This window comes from Paenibacillus typhae (genome assembly GCF_900099765.1).
GTDB classification, from domain to species: domain Bacteria; phylum Bacillota; class Bacilli; order Paenibacillales; family Paenibacillaceae; genus Paenibacillus_AQ; species Paenibacillus_AQ typhae.
The window spans coordinates 1-18,221 of the sequence record NZ_FNDX01000038.1; the positions used below are offsets into that span (position 1 = coordinate 1).

Below are 18,221 nucleotides of genomic sequence, written 5' to 3' on the forward strand. Positions count from 1 at the left end.
CCAAGGATTTCAATACACTAGCCGCCAATACAGTAAACTACTGGAGCGATATGAGATAAAGGCAAGCATGTCCAGAAAGGGTAACTGCTGGGACAATGCCTGTATGGAGAACTTCTTCGGTCATTTTAAATCCGAGTGTTTCTACCTCCACTCCTTTCACTCTGCTAAGCAGGTGAGGCATGCTGTGCAGCAATATATCCGCTTTTACAACCATGCACGTTTCCAAACGAAACTAAACAACCTGAGTCCCTATGAATACCGAACTCAGGCTGCTTAAATATTGCTTTTTATTTACTGTCTACTTGACAGGGGTCACTTCATATGGCTTGGGCTGTTTCTTTTGGAGCTACCGGATCTATGCTTGAAGGTGATCAATTAGGCATCCGTGTTAACCGGTTCTATATTATATTGTTTACTGTGGGTGAAATTTGCAATTCAGAGCAGAGTTGCCAATAAAAATAGCAGAGGATGAAGCGAGTGGACACAACAGCCGCCTTTTCAGCATCAATCGAAGCCTGATGCCTCCAGCAGAGCAGATTTTATGGAAAGCATGGCCGGTTATCCGGTGCTGCGGATCGGTGTGTATTGTCCGCCGGAAGAGCTTGCGCGCAGAGAACGGGAACGGGGAGATGGGCGGATCGGACAGGCACTGGAGCAGCTGGCGTTCGTCCATAAGGAAGAAGTGTATGATGTCGAGGTAGATACTTTTACTGAGGGCACCGAGTCTTGTGTGGCAAGAATTATTCAGGCAATGCAAGCAGCCGGCTATTGACTGTGCCCTTGGGGAACGCATTAAGCTTTAGTCAGAGGTGAGAACAATGGGTTACACAATCGGGCAGTTTGCTGGAATGCTTCAGGTATCCAAAAAAACGCTAAGGTACTACAGGGACATCGGACTTCTGGAGCCGGCGGGCATTGATCCGGACAATGGTTATGCCTTCTATGAAGACGTGCAGCGTGAGCGGATGAAGCAAATCCAGTACCTTCGGAGACTCCGCTTTTCCCTTGAGGACATTCGGATGCTTCTGGATGCTGAGCCCCGGTTGTGGTCCGGGTCCGTTCAGGCGCGCCTGACAGCAGTACGATCGGAGGGACGCCTCCTATCCGTCATCGAGCAGGAACTTCTCGCTCTCCAAACAAGAATCAGCAACGGAAAGGAGCTGTTTAAGCCGATGGAAATTTCAACAGCATACAAAGTGGATGTATTTGAACGGAAGGACCCGCTCTATATTATTGGCTGTGCTGCAACGGTGCCCTACAACAATTATGAGGAAAAGCAGCGGATCATTGAGCAGCTGATCAGCAATTTCTATGGTAACGACGAGACCGAAAGGATACCGCATCAGGCGGTGCCTTCCACATGCTTTGGCCTGGTATGTGAATGCGAACCGGATATGAGCTCAGGAACCTACATGATGGGCATGCAGGTTACAGGCTTGAGTGAAATTCCAGGAGGGATGAGAAGCTTTACCCTACCTGCCGGATTGTATGCACGGGTGGCCTTTGAGGCCGTTGACAAGGAAACGCTCACCAATTCTGCATTGGAAGGCGCTTATGATCATCTGTACAGCAAATGGCTGCCGGGTTCGGAATATACCATGACGGATATTTTGGCTGCTGAGCTCTATGCGGATGAGCATATGGAAGTGCCGGTTTCTCCCGGAATGGAGCTTTGGCAATTGGTAAAACGTAAGTAGCAACCATTGGACACGAAAAAGATACCTGCGGGGATGGCCCTGAGGTATCTTTTTGTACTGTTGAAGAATGCACCGGCAAAAGTCTACTTCCGCCCCAATTTCCGGGCCAGAAAGACAATCAGCAGCAAAGACACAGCGATAATCACGATGTTGAACCCGGTCTTGCCCTGGAACCAGCTGGTCTGCTGGGGCTCCGCTGCAGGTGACTGACGGAGCTCTGCCGCTCCGAGTCCGGCCAGCATTTTGCCTTCACCGGCAATGTAATCCTTGAAGTTTACAATATCATATTGCGGCGCAGCGGCTTCCGCATTGCCGTAGAGCAGGCGCAGCGGCTGATCGCCTTCAGCGGCAAAAACAAGCCGGTCCAGCAGATATTCCAGCTTAAGCCCCTCAACCGGCAGCGGAGCATCATCCTGGTTATAAATGACGATCCGCAGCTGGGAGGCAGACGAAGCCCTGGCCGGGATAATGGTTGTCGAAGCAATTTCGGTATCCTTAAAGTCCAGCCGGTATAATTCTCCGCCGCCTGTTGCAGCCAGCAGGCGGCCTTCGCCGTCATAAAGCTCAAAACTGCGGGTAAAGCTGCCGCTTCCGCCGATCTCCAGCTGCAGCCCGGAAATGTTCAGCCTGCCCGGATTCCGGATGATCATTTCTGTCTGCCGGTCCTTTTGCTGAAGTTCGTAAACGGCATCCTGCTGCTGTCTGAAATGATCCGTATGCGTCACCCGGGTGCTTCGCAGCAGGGTTAGGGTTGGGAAGTGGAGATTCTCTGCATTGTTCTTGGCGATCAGCCGGTAATAGCCATATTTATAGCTTGCGCCCAGTTCGATGCTGCTCTGCACACGTCCGTTCACATTATACAAATCCTCTTCCGCCAAAGGTTCCCAAGCCACTCCGTCATAGCTGCCGAGCAGCTGTGTATGAAGCAGGAAGTTTACATCCGGCAGCCCGAATTCCAGCCGGTTGCCCTGAATGTCAACATTCTCAGCCAGCGGGGTTACCTTGTAATCGAACAGGGTGTTGGCGTCCTTTTTGGCGCTATGAATCAGCGTAGCGGAGTAGGTTGTAAGCTGCTCCTCCGAGAATTCCTCACTGCTCTCCTTATAAAAAGGAATAAAGGTACCGGAGTTGTCCACGATCCGCAGGTCGCGCAGATCATCCGCTGCGCCTGCATATACCTCTGGATCAAGGTATAGCTCCGCGTAGGGAGTCTGTCCCGGAAGCACAATGACCTTGGAGTACTTCCATTCGGGATGCGTATCAGCCCCGCCGGTAACTCCGCCAGCCGAGGCAGACAGAGGCTGCCCGGAGAACAGTGCGAACGGGCTGAGCGCGCCCAGCAGCAGAAGCGCGGCGCTACTCTTGATCCGCAGCAGCCTGTTCCGTCTGTGCATAAGCTTCCTCCATTCTGGCCGACACCCGCTGATACAGATAAGAGATACCCAGCAGACATACACCGAAGCTGAAATAGGCGATGATTTTGCTGCCTGTGCCGAGCAGCTGAAGATCGTAGAGCAGCAGCTTGCCGGTAGCCAGCAGCGTCAGGCCCAGCCCGAAGCGCCGGATATACACATACCGTTGGCGGAAGCCGAACATGATGAACATCACCGCCAGCAGCAGGTAAGTGACGCTGTACACGAGCCCGCCGTCCGTCTGCCGCAGCTGTACGCCGAGGAAGGCGGTAACGACAGCCAGCAGATAGACGCCCATAATGACCGGATACAGCTCGGCGTTGTTGTATTCCCGTCTGAGCAGCACCTTCAGGAGCCGTCCCCCATTCAGCCAGACGAACACATTGAACAGCAGCAGCAGCCCGAAGGCGATATAATCCGTGGCTGTATTATCACTGAAGTCCGCCTGCAGGGTATGCTGGCCGAAGGTGAGTCCCACAGCGATAACATAACCGACGGCATAGAGGAAATAAACCATATAACCGATCACATTATCGTACAGTACCTTGATCCGCGGCAGCGCATAAGCGAGTCCCAGCGTCAGCAGCGCCGCCAGCAGCAGCCTGTAGAACGAAGCGCGGGTGAAATCCGCCGGCACATACAGATCGTAGAGATGCATGGCTTCATATATAAGGTAGGCATACAGGTTCGCCACCGCAGCATATTTAAACCAGATTCCGATTTGCATATCGGCAGGAGTGCTGGCCAGGACAACCTCACGGTCGGTATGCCGGATCGCATAGAGAAGCGCGACGATCAGCAGCCCTGCCGTGATAAAGGTGTATTTTAGCGCAAAATATGAATGGTTATAGAGAATCAGCGGAGCGGCGGACGACGCTTGCACCAGTACATCGACGAAGAAGAAAATGCCCAGCGACAGCAGCAGAATGCCCCAGCCGGTCCGTTCAACAGCCCTGACGCGCTGTAAATGGCCGTATACTGTCAGCACAACCGCTTCGATCAGCCAGCCGATCGACCACCACACAGCGCCGAACTGGAACGGAATCATCAGGACGGCGAAGGTGAGCGCGGTAGAATAGAAGAGCACCATGCTCTCTTTTTCCTGGGACATCCGCTTCTCCAGCAGCTGCCCGAGACCGAGATACATCAGGCAGAAGGCCAGGGCAAGTGCCCCTTTGTAAGCACCGAGACCCGCATCAATGAACAGCACGTACAGGACAAGACAGCTTGTTAGTGTATTGCAGGCAAGCAGCGCGAAGTCCCACCAGGACAGCTTGGTCCGGAACTTGAACGGGTACCACAGCGTCATGCCCAGATACATAGCGAAGGTCAGAATAGAATAGAACATGCTGATGCCGTAACTGTCCGACATGACAATCAGCAGCAGCATCGAAGGCGTGTTGAACAAAAAGCTGATGTAATTGACCACAATCCACCGCTTGCTTAGCGAGATCATCAGGATCAGCAGATTCAGCAGGAACAGATAACCCATAGCTGCATAGACGGCAGAGCCTTCTAAACCAAACGCGCCTATATAGGAAAAGAGCGGCAGATAGCCCCCGGCCAGCCCCAGCGAGCAGATCGTTCTGGACTCATAGCGGAGCGACAGCAGCACAGCCGTAAGCGTAATGAGCACGGACAGGCCAAGCCCGGTATAAATGCCGATAATCTCCAGCAGAAAATAACTGTAAAACACAGAGCCGTACAGGACGGATATCCCGCCGCCGAGCAATCCGAGCGCAAAGGTGCCCCGGCCCCTACGGAACAGCCATTCCCCGCCGCCAAGCATCAGCGCGCCAAGCAGGAAAAAAGCGCTGCCCTTCATATACCCGCTGAACCAGTTGGAGTAGGTGTACTTGAAGCCTGCACCGACAGCCAGAATCAGCAGGAGGATTCCCAGCCAGTTGATCCAGTTCAGTCCGATCTTCATCTCGATCCGGTTCTGCCGGCGCCGCCGCTGAATGGTCTCCTCGCTGATTCCCTCTGCTGCGAAGTCATCCAGCCGGCTGTCCATTTCTGCTGCCAGCGGCTGCTCAGCCGCCCGAAGGGCTTCCCGCTGGCGGTGAATGCCTTCGCTCAGCCTGACGGACAGCTCATCCAGCATTCTGCGGATCTCCTCGCTGTCCCCACTGAGCAGCCGGTCTGCCTTCCGGTACATTTCGGTGATCCGCTGCCGGGTCCGCACCTCGAATGCGGTCAGCCGGTTATGCTGGCCGGTACTCTGCGCAGCGAAATACGTATGCAGCTTCTGCCGCGACAGCTTGAGGATGCCCAGCTTCTCATCCAGAATCTGCTCGGCCAGCGCTGTGCGCAGCTCGGCATTCTCCTGCTTCAGCCTGGCCTGCTGTGCGTCAGCCTCGGCCAGGGCCTGCTCCACGGCCGCCGCTTTTCTTTTGAGCAGCTCATTTTCATTGACCAGATCGCTGCCCTCATAGGCTTTGACCAGGCCCTGGTATTCGGCGGCAAGTGCATCCTGCTGTTCTTTTATGGATCTAAGACGATCTTTAAATTGCTCCATAAGCGCCCCCATTGGCTTTAGTGAATAATCAGAATGTTGTGCTGCATCTTAATGTTTCCATTCTACTATAGGTCATACGGAAAAATCTTCCTTTTTTTACACGTGTCAGCGGACGAATTACCGTTTATTACCCTTAATTTACATGGTTGACATGAAACGCGTCCCTGACTTTACACTGAATTTAGTCATCATGACAGCAAGAGATAGATTGTGCTGCTCTGCAGCCAAAAGCCAGAAAAACCGCAAGCCTCCAGGTTATGGAGGGCTTGCGGTTTATTTTTATACATAGGAGATTTAACGTTGCAGGCTCTGGCCGTCAGTAGCAATAACGTCCTTGTACCAGTAGAAGGATTTCTTGCGGTAACGATCCAGCGTACCTGTATTGTCGTCGTGGCGGTCCACATAAATGAAGCCGTAACGTTTGCTGAGCTCTGCCGTCGATGCGCTGACCAGGTCGATACAGCCCCATGCAGTGTAGCCCATAATCTCAACGCCGTCCTCCAGCGCCTCGCCTACCTGCACCAGATGGTCATTCAAATATTTGATCCGATAATCGTCGTTAACCGTCGGCACACCGTCTTCGCCTGTAATCAGCACGTCCTTCGCGCCAAGTCCGTTTTCCACGATAAACAGCGGCTTCTGGTAACGGTCGTAGAACATATTCAGCACGTAGCGCAGGCCCTGCGGGTCAATCTGCCAGCCCCATTCACTTGCTTCGAGGTATGGATTGGCTGCGCCGCTGAACAGGTTACCTTCCGTCTGGTTGCGGCTGTTGTCATCACCTGTTTCGCAAATACTTACATAATAGCTGAAGGAGATAAAGTCTACCGTATGCTTCAGGATGTCCGCATCTCCCGGCTCCATATGAATCTCGATGCCATTTTCACGGAAGTAGCGTTTCATATAGCCCGGGTATACGCCGCGCGCATGCACATCGCCGAAGAAGTAGTTCATATGCTCCGACTTCATTGCTGCGATCACATCGTCCGGGTTCGGAGTCAGCGGGTATGTTGGCATACTGAGGATCATACAGCCGATTTGGGCATCGGGATCGATCTCGTGTCCGATTTTGACTGCCGTTGCACTGGCTACCAGCTCATGATGGATGGCCTGATACAGATCCTGCTTGCTCAGCTGTTCCTTAGGGGTGTAAATGCCGCCGCTCATGAACGGCTCATGCAGAATGGAGTTGATCTCGTTAAAAGTCAGCCAGTACTTCACTTTGCCCTTGTATCGAGTGAACAGTGTTCTGGCATAACGCTCGTAGAATCCGACCAGTTCACGGTTAACCCAGCCGTTATATTGCTTGGACAGATGCAGCGGTGTCTCGTAGTGGGAGATGGTCACCAGCGGCTCAATTCCGTATTTGTGGCATTCGTCGAACAGGTCGTCGTAGAATTGCAGGCCTTTTTCGTTAGGCGTAAGCTCGTCCCCGTTCGGGAAAATCCGCGTCCAGGCAATGGAGGTACGGAACACCTTGAAGCCCATTTCGGCGAACAGCTTGATATCTTCCTTGTAACGGTGGTAGAAGTCGATGCCGACCAGCTTCATATTATCTTCGGTAGGCACTTCGGTGATAGGGCCTTTGATGCCTTGCGGGGCCACGTCCTGGGTGGACAGGCCTTTGCCGTCTTCATTATATGCGCCTTCCAGCTGGTTGGCTGCTACTGCACCGCCCCACAGGAAGCTTTCAGGAAATTTTACAGTCATTTAAATCCCGCCTTTTATAGTTGTAGTAAGAGTTATGGTAAGCTATTAATATGTCCTATAGCTGCATGCTAAATGTTGAAACGCGTTACATGTCAAGAACTTTTTTGTGAAAATAAGGAGAGAGCTATGTCGAATCTTGAGCAAATCGCCAAGCTGTCGGGATTTTCCAAAGCCACCGTATCAAGAGTGCTGAACCAGTCCCGCCATGTAAGCCAGCCGACCCGTGACAAAATTCTGGCGATTATGGAGGAGCTGGACTATGTGCCCAACGGCAACGCCATTTCCCTGTCCAAGGGGCAGACCATGCAGATCGGGATGGTGACGGAAGGCATCAATGAGGTGATGCTGCCGTTCCTGAACAGCTTTGTGGAGACGGCCAGCCAGTACGGCTATCAGACGATTATCTATACCTCAAGCGGTGATCCGAAAAAAGAGCTGCAGGCGTTCGAGGATATGCGCAGAAAAAGAGTGGATGCGCTCGTCATCAGCACCTGTGTCAACGATCTTGCGCTGCTGGGCAGCTACTGCAAATACGGGCCGATTGTCTCCTGGCAGCGGATGGAGAATCCGCAGATTGCGTCGGTGGCAATGAACCAGTATGACGGTTATACGCTGGGGCTTGAGCATGTGATTAGCCGGGGGCGCACGCGCATCGCTAACGCTTATGGCAGGCCGAGCAGCATCAATACGCTGGGCCGGATTGAGGCTTATGAGGATGCGGCCCGTAGGCACGGATTAGCGGAGCTGCCGCAGTGGTCCCGCACCGGCATTCATTCCATCCGGCAAGGGGAAGAGCTGGTCCGGGAGATGCTGGCGGTGGAAGATCCGCTGCAGCGTCCGGATGCCGTTCTCTGCTCCAACGATCTGGTGGCGGCAGGCATCGTCAGCGAGGCGCGCCGCCGGCGGCTGCGGGTGCCGGAGGATCTGGCCGTCGTCGGCTTCGACAATACAGAGCTTGCCCATACGCTGGGCATTACATCCATTTATAATCCGATCGCTGATCAGGCGAAAAATGCCTTCCACCTGCTGCTTGCGAAGCTCGGCGGTGCGTGCGAGCCGCAGCAGAAGCTGCAGTATTGCCTGGTGCAGCGGGCGACTACGTAAGGGATGCTGAAGAAGCTGCTGTACTTTCTGGCGCAGCGGGTGATTAAGCAGGGGAAATAGGAGAGGGAGCTGTGTTGCCTGGTGAGGCGGGCAAGTGGGGGAGGGAGATAGTAGAGAGCTGTGTTGCCTAGTGAGGCGGGAGATTGGATAAGGGAGATAGAAGAAAGAGCTGTCCGGCTGGTCATGGAGATGATGGGCTGGGAGCTCTTTTTTTGTATAGAAACATGAAGAAAAGGTTGCTCTCAAAGAGACCGCCTGGAGCAGGAAGGGGAGTTTTTGGTCATGCGGCGGATTAAGGATGGGGCAGGTTGTACTTTGTTTGAGGTCAACCTGGTTGTAGGAGAGGAAATTTGCTATAGGTGCTATAGGTGGGAGCTGCAGCAGAAGGAAATCTGTAGAGGGAAATTCTGAATGAGAAAGTTGTGGAGGAGATTCTGAATGAGGAAATCTGTAGGAGAGATTCTTAACGATTAAATCGGCATGAGCAGAAGGCTGCGGCTGTATGAGCAGAAGCGCAGGGATTTGCTGCTTCATTAAGTGGAAATTCGCCACCTAATTTCGGGTAAACTGCCGGGCAGAAGAGATTAGTGGGAAAAATGCCACTTAATTCGGCTGTTTCCGCCCTGTAGGAGGAATTTAGGCTAAATTAAGTGTCGATTATCCAACTAATCGATGGAAAAGTTAGAAATCGGCAGAATTAGGTGGCGAAAATCAAACTAAATGCTTGGCGGGGAGTTACGGCAGCCTGTTGGCGGGTGTGTTCCAGATAGACAGATGCGTTCCGTATCTGTCAGATGCGCTTCGTGTCTGCCCGATGCGTTCCGCGTCTGCCCGATGCGTTCCGTGTCTGCCCGATACGTTCCGTATCTGTCAGATGCGCTTCGTATCTGTCAGATGCGCTTCTTGTCTGCCCGATGCGTTCCGCGTCTGCCCGATGCGTTCCGTGTCTGTCAGATGCGCTCCGTGTCTGCCAGATGCGTTCTAGGTCTGCCAGATCCGCTCCGTGTCTGTCAGATGCGCTTCGTGTCTGCCAGATACGTTCCATGTCTGCCAGATACGTTCCGTGTCAGGGCAGAGGTCGGAGCGGTGTTATGTCCCGGCTGGGCACGATGTGATATAATGCCTTTCCATGCGAAGTCATGACTGAGGTATTCCCGACCTGCTAAGACGCTGCGGCCGTTCTCACCGGTAGCTTGACGGCGTATTGTTCCTGAACTGTTTGAATACCCGGTTGAAGGTGCGGACATTGGTAAACCCGCAATCCAGGGCAATGTCGATAATGGGCTTGTCGCTGTTCAGCAGCATTTCTTCGGCTTTGTTGACCCGGATGTGATTCAGGTAGGAGATGTAGCTCATGCCGGTGGTGCTTTTGAAGAATCTTGAGAAATAGAACAGGCTCATCTCTGCCTGCCGGGCCGCATCCTCCAGCGTAATGACCTCCGCATAATTATCCTCCAGGTAATCGAGCACGTTCTGCATCACCTTCCTGCTGCTCATCCGCCGCATGTCCTTTTTCTGATCGGCGGGCTCACAGGGGAGATGGCGCAGCAGCAGTCCGCAGAGCTCATTCAGCTGGCCGGTAATGATCTGCTCGTAATGAGGCAGCTGATTATTAAGTTCATGTTCCAGCTGAAGCATAAGTCTGGGGATGTCGGCCCTCCCTGTGGCTTCAATGTCTGCCTGATCCTGGCCGCCTGTGCAAATAAAAGGGTCTGTCAGCCGCACATCCTTCGGCCAGCCGCCGGGGCTAGCGATCAGCTGCGGGTTAAAGATAATCAGCTGAATGACCGATTCCCGGCCAGTGCTGTCGTAATAATGAATGTCTCCGCTGCTGCAAAAAGCCATATCCCCCTTATGCAGCACACGGCTCTCCAGATTAATGCCCATCCGGATGGACCCCTCACGTACATACACAAACTCCAGATCCGTATGCCAATGTGCCAGGAAATTGATATTGCTCACCTGCCAGGAGCTGAACGGCAAATGGGAAGGATACATACGGTTTTCGTGAAAAGCCTTCATACAGTGCTCCTTTGGAAGCAGGCACGCGGATGGGTGCTGCCGGTAAGTTTTATTAGATAATAGCAAAAAATGACCATACAGACAATGAAAATGACGAGCCGTCCGAGAGCGCTTGCATTACAATGGAATGGAGCAAGAGAACAGTAGAGATTGAATTATTTATACAACCATAACTCGGCTGTAAAGGAGCATATAGAAATGGCTAAAAAAGCACTGATTGTAAGAGGCGGCTGGGACGGTCATGAGCCGGTGCAGGTATCGGAGATTTTCGGCGGATTGCTGGAAGCTGAAGGATTCGAGGTGGAAATTTCCGACACGCTGGACAGCTTCAAGGATGAGGAAAAGCTGCTGGGCCTCAGTCTGATCGTTCCGATCTGGACCATGGGCGAGATCAGCAATGAGCAGCTTCAGCCTGTACTGAAGGCGGTAGCATCCGGTGTAGGGCTGGCAGGCTGCCACGGCGGGATGTGTGACTCGTTCCGCAACAGTGTGGAATGGCAATTTATGACCGGATCGCAATGGGTAGCCCATCCGTTTAATGACGGGGTGGACTATGTGGTGAACATGGTGCAATCGAGCTCCAGCCCGCTTATCGAGGGAATCAAGGATTTCAAAGTGAAGTCGGAGCAGTATTATCTGCATGTTGATCCGTGCATTAACGTGCTGGCAACCACAACTTTTCCAATCAGCGAAGGTCCACATTCCGCCAATGGCGTAATTACCGTACCGGTTGTGTACACGAAGAAATGGGGCGAAGGCCGCGTATTTTATAATTCTCTGGGCCATCACGCGGATATCTTCGACATTCCGGAAGCGAAGGAGCTCATGCGCAGAGGGTTTGTGTGGGCGGCAAGATAGCTGCGGCAGATACTCGGTTAAACAAACAATGAACAGGTGGGATTGCTTTGGATAAAGTAAAAGTCGGGATTGTCGGCTGCGGAAATATAAGCGGAATTTATTTTGAGAATCTGACTAAGCTGTTCGTCAATACGGAGGTTTATGCCTGTGCAGATGTGTTCAGAGAACGGGCAGAAGAGGCTGCGGAGAAGTACGGCGTGCCGAATGTATGGACTACAGAGGAGCTTCTCGCTTCGCCGGACATTCAGATTGTCGTCAATTTGACTACACCAAAAGGGCATTTCGACGTATGCAAGCAGGCGCTGCTGTCCGGCAAGCATGTCTATGTCGAGAAGCCGCTGTCGCTTGCGCTTGCGCACGGCCAGGAGCTGGTTGCGCTGGCTGCAGAAAAAGGGCTGATGCTCGGCTGTGCCCCGGACACCTTCCTGGGCGCGGGTATTCAGACCTGCCGCAAGCTGATTGACGACGGATTTATCGGCGAGCCTGTGGCCGCTTCTGCATTCATGGTCTGCCACGGGCATGAAAGCTGGCATCCGGACCCGGAATTTTATTACCAGGCAGGCGGCGGGCCGATGTTCGATATGGGGCCTTATTATCTCACGGCACTCGTATCGCTCATGGGTCCGGCTGCAACGGTGGCTGGCATGACCAAGACTTCCTTTGCGCAGCGGACCATTACCAGCGAGAAAAAATTCGGCAAGCAGATTGATGTCGAGGTGCCGACACATGTTGCCGGTACAGTGCAGTTTGCAAGCGGCGCCGTAGCCACTATGATTACAAGCTTCGACGTATGGGACAGCACGCTGCCGCGCATCGAAATCTATGGCACCCGGGGAACGCTGATTGTTCCCGATCCGAATACCTTCGGCGGGCCCGTTATGCTGAAGCCGGCTGGAGGCACCGGCTTTATGGAAATCCCGCTGGTGCATAATTACGCGGTCAACAGCCGGGGAATTGGCGTAGCGGACATTGCGGACTGCATCACCAGCGGCAATCGTCCGCGTGCAGGCGGCGAGCTGGCCAACCACGTGCTGGAGATCATGCACGCTTTCCACACCAGCTCGGATACGAAGCGCTACGTAGAGCTCGCCACCAGCTGCGAGCAGCCAAGACCGCTGCCGCTCGGGCTGATCAAAGGCTACATTAGCTAGATGCTATAAACTATTGAAGATCTTCTCTGCAGCTCCTTTGGGGGCTGCAGGCAGATCTTTTTTGACGGAGGCGGAGTTGGAGCAGACGCCCTCTGCCGGTTAATGTGCTCTACCGCATGGGAAAGACAGGGCACGGCGCTTGATTCCCTCGCAGGCGCGGCGGGAAATTGAGCGGGAACGGGGCGCGGTAACTACGGCCGGCCGGTTTGCGAAGCAATAGAGGGAAAAATCCCACTATTGGAGCAGAGAGCGGCCGGATTGCGAAGCAATAGAGGGAAAAATCCCACTAATGTAGCTGTGAGCGGCCGGTTTGCGAAGCAATAGAGGGAAAAATCCCACTAATGGAGCAGAGAGCGGCCGGATTGCGAAGCAATAGAGGGAAAAATCCCACTAATGTAGCAGTGAACTGCCGGTTTGCGAGGCAATAGAGGGAAAAATCCCACTAATGGAGCTGTGAGCGGCCGGTTTGCGAACTTTTCTACCACATCTGCACATTATCCATAATTTTTGGTGGTAAGTTCTTTAGTTTCTGTATAGGACAGGACAACCGATGAGAGTAAAATGAAATGGTCTTGAAGTAGTTCGCTGCATGCGCTAGCAGCAATATGATGAGATTATCCGCCGGTTGACACAAACAACAATGTAACTCCAGAATAACCCCGACCGGCAGCATTGAAGCCGGATTTAACGTAAGTTAGCAGTACAGACAAGCCCTAATTACAGTATCTCCTGGCTCAAAGCCAAACTATAATCCTAAAGGAGTCAATAATCATGAGCAGTGTCAAACCTAACCAACCGCTCGTAACGCATATTTTTACGGCCGACCCTTCGGCCCATGTATTTGAAAATAAAATCTATATCTACCCGTCACATGACCTCGATCACGACGGCCCGGATAATGATAACGGTGACCAGTATAAGATGGAGGATTACCATGTACTGTCGCTGGACAACTTCGATTCTCCTGCTGTGGACCATGGCGAAGCGCTTCACCTGAAGGATGTACCATGGGCCTCGGCCCAGATGTGGGCGCCGGATGCGGCGTACAAGAACAACCAATATTATCTGTACTTTCCGGCGCGGGACAAGGACGGCATTTTCCGGATCGGCGTAGCCACCTCACCGACTCCGGCCGGACCGTTCAAGGCTGAGCCCGACTATATCCAAGGCAGCTACAGCATTGACCCTGCAGTGTTGGTGGATGAGGATGATCAGGCCTATATTTACTTCGGCGGACTCTGGGGAGGCCAGCTGGAGAAGTGGCAGACCGGCACCTTCCAGCCAGAGCAGACCGAAGGGCCGCCAGCAGACCAGCCGGCAATCGGGCCGCGCGTAGCCAAGCTAAGCGAGGATATGCTCTCTTTTGCAGCTGAGCCGCAGGAGATTTCGATCATCGACGAGGACGGTAGTCCAATTACTGCGGGTGACGAGGACAGAAGATATTTTGAAGGACCATGGGTTCACAAATATAACGGCTATTATTACCTGTCCTACTCAACAGGCTCAACACATAAGCTGGTGTACGGAATCAGCCGCAGCCCGCTTGGACCATTTACGTTTAAAGGCACTATTCTTACGCCGGTTATCGGCTGGACTACGCACCATTCCATCGTCCAGTTTGAGGATAAATGGTACCTGTTCTATCATGACAGCTCCTTGTCGGAAGGTGTGAACCACAAGCGCTGCGTGAAATATACGGAGCTGAAGTATAACGAGGATGGAACCATTCAGACGATCGATCCCTACCCTGCCGGAGAATAACAGTTACCCCTTATAGCGCCAAAATAAAGCACAAGAACCAGTGTCTTAGAGGGTCTTGTGCTTTTTGCTAGGAAAAAGGGGATGGGAGCCGCTGGATAAGAAGAAGCTCTGTACGCTGCGATTTCATTCCAGGACGGGATTCGTCAGTAAGCCGGATGTCCGTATTCTCCTAATTGATGACTTGAAACTTAAGGTTTCATGCCGCCGCCGACCGTTACAATAAAAACACAATACCAAGCAAATGGACAGGAGTGCAGCCGATGCAATACAGCAACCCCGTAATCCCCGGGTTCCATCCCGATCCCAGCATATGCCGGGTTAATGACGACTATTATTTGGTTACCAGTACCTTTGAATATTTTCCGGGGGTACCGATTTTTCATAGTAAGGACCTGGTTCATTGGCGGCAGATCGGCCATTGCCTGACCACTCCTGAGCAGCTGCCGCTGGGAAATGCGTGGAGCTCAGGCGGTATTTATGCCCCGACAATCCGGTACCATGACGGCTGGTTCTATATGGTCACTACCAACGTCAGTGGAGTCGGTAATTTCTACGTAAAAACAAGGAATCCGGAAGGGCCGTGGTCAGCTCCTGTTCCGGTCAAGCAGGGCGGCATCGACCCTTCCCTTCTGTTCGATAATGACGGCCGCGTATACTTCCAGTCGTCGTGTAACGGGACTGAGGGACATGCCATCTACCAGTGTGAGATCGATATTGAAACCGGGGCCATGCTGACAGAGAGCCGGTTTATCTGGAGAGGCACCGGGGGCGCACATCCGGAAGCCCCGCATCTGTACAAGATCGACGGCTGGTATTATCTCATGATCGCTGAAGGCGGCACCGAATACGGGCACATGGAGACGATTGCGAGAAGCCGGCAGCCATACGGGCCGTTTGAGCCCTGTCCCCACAATCCGGTGCTGACTAACCGGAGTATGGACAGCAGCATCCAGGCTACCGGACACGCCGATCTGGTCGAGACGCAAGACGGCAGCTGGTGGGCGGTATGCCTTGGCATCAGGCCGGTTGCCTATCCGAAGGCACATCATCTGGGCCGCGAGGTTTATCTGGCTCCTGTCACATGGACAGAAGAGGGGTGGCCGGTATTCGGCCGCGATACACATATCGATCCGCAGATGGAAGCGCCTGAGCTGCCTCTGACTCCTTGGCCGGAATCTCAGGTCAGAGACGATTTCAACGAGAAACAGCTGGGCTTCGACTGGACCTTTCTGCGCAATCCCCTGGAAGGCAGCTGGTCCCTGGAGGAGCGGCCGGGTTACCTGGTGCTGCACGGGCATAAGACCGGCCTTTGTGATGCCGGTGCTCCGGCTTTTATCGGCCGCAGACTCAGCCATTTCTCCTGCAGCATCGCGGCTGCGATGGAGTATGAGCCGCAGCACGAGGGGGAGGAAGCCGGAATAACGGTCTTCATGAACGAAAAGCATCATTATGATCTCGCCGTAACACTAGTAGAGGGCCGCAAAAAGGCCATTTTCCGTAAAACCATCGGGTCCCTGCAGACAGAACAAGCCTGGGATTGTCCGGAAGGTTCCGTTGAGCTGAAGGTCCGGGCTTTTCCTAAGCAAATAGTTGCTTCACTGCAGACAGCACAAGGCAGCACGATAGAGCTTGGCTGGGGCGAGACGCACCTGCTCAGTACAGAGGTTGCAGGAGGTTTCACCGGCGTATTTATTGCCATGTATGCTGCCGGTTCCGCTGACGGGCAATCCGCTCCGGCAGCTTTTGACTGGTTCGATTATGAGCCGTCAGAGCAGCAGGACAGCCGGTAGAATTACATTTAATTATTCAAATTGCAGCTGGAGCGAATCGCAAACGGGTGTATACCCGATCTTTTGATAGATGCTGTTAGATGTGGGATTTGCCAGGTCTGTATATAAGACGCACTTGGTAAATCCTTTGTCTAATGCAAGCTGGCTTATTTGCGCCACAATTGAAGTAGCATAGCCCTTCCGGCGCTCATATGGAGGGGTATATACAAAGGCCACACCGATAGCAGTCTGCATTACCCTTGTAAATCCCGCCATAGAGACGGGGATGCCGTTGTCCTCTAAAATATAGAGTTTTTTCGATTCTATCCGGTACAGGTAAGGGGCTGCCTCTTGCGGGATGGTCATTTCAGTTTTGCCATAAGTCCCCGCTGCATAGAATGCTTCCGCCCAGTATGGGAAAAAGGAAATATCCTTTTTATCAAGCAACCGAACCGTACCAGGCTTTTGAATGTCCGGGTTTACTGCCGTAAGTTCGTATATACGTTGGTTCATTACTGTTTTAAAGGTTATTCCCTTGCTCAAGGTATATTCTTTGGCAAAAACCTCTGCCAGACTTTTTTCAGTTGTCACACCCGGAATTTCACGGTCTTTCAGCCCGTCTATCAGACAGCTTACAGCTTCCGGGTTAATGATGTTGTCTGTTGCATAAAGCGTAATATTGTGCGGCGGCGTCATTATGGCGGTAAGCTGTATGCCCTGGTCATCCGAAATTGTTGCCATAAGCCAGTTAACAGGGTCACGCCAGTCTGTTTTGTCTTTTCCTTCATGCCCCATGATGATATTGCCAAGAGGAATCAAATTTTGCGCTTCATGACGCATTAGCACATCATAGGTATCCTTGTAAAACGCATGCACATCCGTATACAACTTGAACTGCATTCCAATTCACCCTTTCTTCGGCGCAAAAAAACCCCATCCCATTCGGGACGGAGTTAATCCGCGTTACCACCCTGATTGACGTTTATCATAACGCCCGCTTAGCCATCGTCCAGCAACGATGCTTCTTTGTAACGGTAGAATACCGGGCCCGTCTACTGTTATTCGGGGGCCAGCTCGGAAGTGATTTTTGATGCGGATATCCGCTGCCTCGCACCCCCCGGCAGTTCTCTGAACGGCGTTTCCGTATCTACTTGTCCTCTTCATCGTATGTGGTCATTATCAATTTAGCTCAATATAAAATATTTCCAATATTCTGTCAATAACGCAAATAACAACAGCGGCCGGAAGTCCAAATATTCTCTGGAGTCACGGCGAAGCCCAAATAGAATAGTTTCTGGTTTTAATTATTTGCAGTAACAGCACTATAATCAAGAATTCCCCCTATAAGCCTTCGGCGACATGCCGTAGGCTTTTTTGAATTGGCGGGTCAGATAATTGCTGTCATTGAAGCCGCACATATAGGAAATCTCCGTGATGGAATGCCTGCTTCCCCGGAGCAGCGTGGAGGCCAGCTCCAGCCGCAGGCGCTGGATGTAGGTGATCGGAGTCGTCTGATAGTACGCCCGGAAGATCCGGTTCAGATGCCTGACCGATATCCGTGACTGCGCGGCGATATCCTCCAGTGTGATCTGTTCACAGTAATGATCCTCGATATAGGAGATGGCACTGGCCAGGTGCATCAGGCTGTTATCCGTTCCGGCCTCCTGATTCTCATAGTGCCTGGACAGATACACCACCAGCTCCATGAACCGTGAGGCGAGCATCGTCTGGTAGCCCTGCTGCTTCTCCTCGTATTCCTTGATCATCCCAGCGATGAAGGCGGAGACATGCTCAAGGCTGGCGATCGGCAGATTCAGTTTGCTTTTGAACCCGTTGATGCTGCGGTAAAACGGCTCCAGCACGAACAGCGCCTGATAGCCGTTCAAGGTTCTGAGGTCAGGGCCTGCGGATTTGAGCATTTCGGCCTTATACATTATGTTGCAGATTTTAAAATCATACGGGGCCATGTATGCATGCGGGGTGCCGCCGCTGATGACGAAGACGTTCCCTTTTTTGATAAAGGATTCCTCATCATTGACGACATGAGTCGCGTGTCCGTTAAGCACGATAACCAGCTCGGAGAAATCCGCATGCTTATGGAGCGACATGTCCTCCTCATGACCGCCGTACTGGATAAAGAACGGAAATTGCTCATCGGTAGTGAACCAGTTCAGATAGACATTACTCACAGGCGGTACCTCCCGGAAAATGGGCGTTCG

General features: G+C 52.7%; 14 protein-coding genes and 1 other annotated feature. Of the genes, 8 read left to right on the plus strand and 6 right to left on the minus strand.

All coding sequences use genetic code 11. From position 1 onward, the window contains the following. From BLR64_RS22765 to BLR64_RS22775, 3 genes are all read left to right on the plus strand, one after another. The coding region (locus BLR64_RS22765; RefSeq protein ID WP_139172058.1) for an IS3 family transposase at positions 1-277 on the plus strand (277 nt) is incomplete at its 5' end. A gap of 264 nt (positions 278-541) precedes the next feature. Continuing rightward, positions 542-772, plus strand: a complete 231-nt coding sequence (locus BLR64_RS22770) for a phosphotransferase-like protein (RefSeq protein ID WP_090717898.1) — start codon at positions 542-544, stop codon at positions 770-772. A 46-nt stretch (positions 773-818) separates the two neighbouring features. Continuing rightward, positions 819-1,697 (plus strand): MerR family transcriptional regulator, encoded by an 879-nt coding sequence (locus BLR64_RS22775; RefSeq protein WP_090717901.1) that lies wholly within the window; start codon positions 819-821, stop codon positions 1,695-1,697. A gap of 83 nt (positions 1,698-1,780) precedes the next feature. Here the strand turns inward: BLR64_RS22775 and BLR64_RS22780 are convergent, their stop codons facing one another. From BLR64_RS22780 to BLR64_RS22790, 3 genes are all read right to left on the minus strand, one after another. Beyond that, positions 1,781-3,091 carry a DUF3999 family protein gene (locus BLR64_RS22780; protein ID WP_090717904.1) on the minus strand — a complete coding sequence of 437 codons (1,311 nt, stop codon included), beginning with the start codon at positions 3,089-3,091 and terminating at the stop codon, positions 1,781-1,783. Beyond that, positions 3,054-5,627, minus strand: coding sequence for a DUF2339 domain-containing protein (locus tag BLR64_RS22785; protein WP_090717907.1), 2,574 nt, complete (start codon positions 5,625-5,627; stop codon positions 3,054-3,056). Before BLR64_RS22785 ends, BLR64_RS22780 begins: the two co-directional genes overlap by 38 nt. A gap of 294 nt (positions 5,628-5,921) precedes the next feature. Continuing rightward, on the minus strand, positions 5,922-7,337 hold the full coding sequence (locus tag BLR64_RS22790) for a glycoside hydrolase family 1 protein (RefSeq protein WP_090717910.1): 1,416 nt from the start codon (positions 7,335-7,337) through the stop codon (positions 5,922-5,924). Between the two features lie 126 nt (positions 7,338-7,463). On the opposite strand from BLR64_RS22790, the gene BLR64_RS22795 reads away from it, so the two are divergent. Continuing rightward, positions 7,464-8,441 carry a LacI family DNA-binding transcriptional regulator gene (locus BLR64_RS22795; protein ID WP_090717912.1) on the plus strand — a complete coding sequence of 326 codons (978 nt, stop codon included), beginning with the start codon at positions 7,464-7,466 and terminating at the stop codon, positions 8,439-8,441. A gap of 1,182 nt (positions 8,442-9,623) precedes the next feature. On the opposite strand, the gene BLR64_RS22800 is transcribed toward BLR64_RS22795, so the two are convergent. Beyond that, the gene (locus BLR64_RS22800; protein WP_090717914.1) at positions 9,624-10,463 is read right to left on the minus strand and encodes a helix-turn-helix transcriptional regulator; all 840 of its coding nucleotides are present in this window, start codon (positions 10,461-10,463) and stop codon (positions 9,624-9,626) included. Between the two features lie 198 nt (positions 10,464-10,661). Here BLR64_RS22800 and BLR64_RS22805 point away from each other — a divergent pair, with 198 nt between their 5' ends. The 4 genes from BLR64_RS22805 (at position 10,662) to BLR64_RS22820 (ending at position 16,023) form a co-directional block, all read left to right on the plus strand. Continuing rightward, complete coding sequence (locus BLR64_RS22805) at positions 10,662-11,321, plus strand: ThuA domain-containing protein (RefSeq protein ID WP_090717917.1); 660 nt, start codon at positions 10,662-10,664, stop codon at positions 11,319-11,321. A gap of 47 nt (positions 11,322-11,368) precedes the next feature. Next, the gene (locus BLR64_RS22810; protein WP_090717920.1) at positions 11,369-12,472 is read left to right on the plus strand and encodes a Gfo/Idh/MocA family protein; all 1,104 of its coding nucleotides are present in this window, start codon (positions 11,369-11,371) and stop codon (positions 12,470-12,472) included. 771 nt (positions 12,473-13,243) lie between these two features. Further along, positions 13,244-14,233 carry a glycoside hydrolase family 43 protein gene (locus BLR64_RS22815; RefSeq protein WP_090717923.1) on the plus strand — a complete coding sequence of 330 codons (990 nt, stop codon included), beginning with the start codon at positions 13,244-13,246 and terminating at the stop codon, positions 14,231-14,233. 260 nt (positions 14,234-14,493) lie between these two features. Further along, on the plus strand, positions 14,494-16,023 hold the full coding sequence (locus BLR64_RS22820; RefSeq protein WP_090717926.1) for a glycoside hydrolase family 43 protein: 1,530 nt from the start codon (positions 14,494-14,496) through the stop codon (positions 16,021-16,023). A gap of 12 nt (positions 16,024-16,035) precedes the next feature. Here BLR64_RS22820 and BLR64_RS22825 read toward each other — a convergent pair whose 3' ends face one another. Together BLR64_RS22825 and BLR64_RS22830 are read right to left on the minus strand one after the other, a co-directional pair. Next, positions 16,036-16,902 (minus strand): GNAT family N-acetyltransferase, encoded by an 867-nt coding sequence (locus tag BLR64_RS22825; protein ID WP_090717928.1) that lies wholly within the window; start codon positions 16,900-16,902, stop codon positions 16,036-16,038. Between the two features lie 40 nt (positions 16,903-16,942). Then, positions 16,943-17,175, minus strand: a binding site (T-box leader). Positions 17,176-17,330: 155 nt separating this feature from the next. Beyond that, the gene (locus BLR64_RS22830) at positions 17,331-18,191 is read right to left on the minus strand and encodes a helix-turn-helix domain-containing protein (RefSeq protein ID WP_090717931.1); all 861 of its coding nucleotides are present in this window, start codon (positions 18,189-18,191) and stop codon (positions 17,331-17,333) included. Between the last annotated feature and the right edge of the window lie 30 nt (positions 18,192-18,221).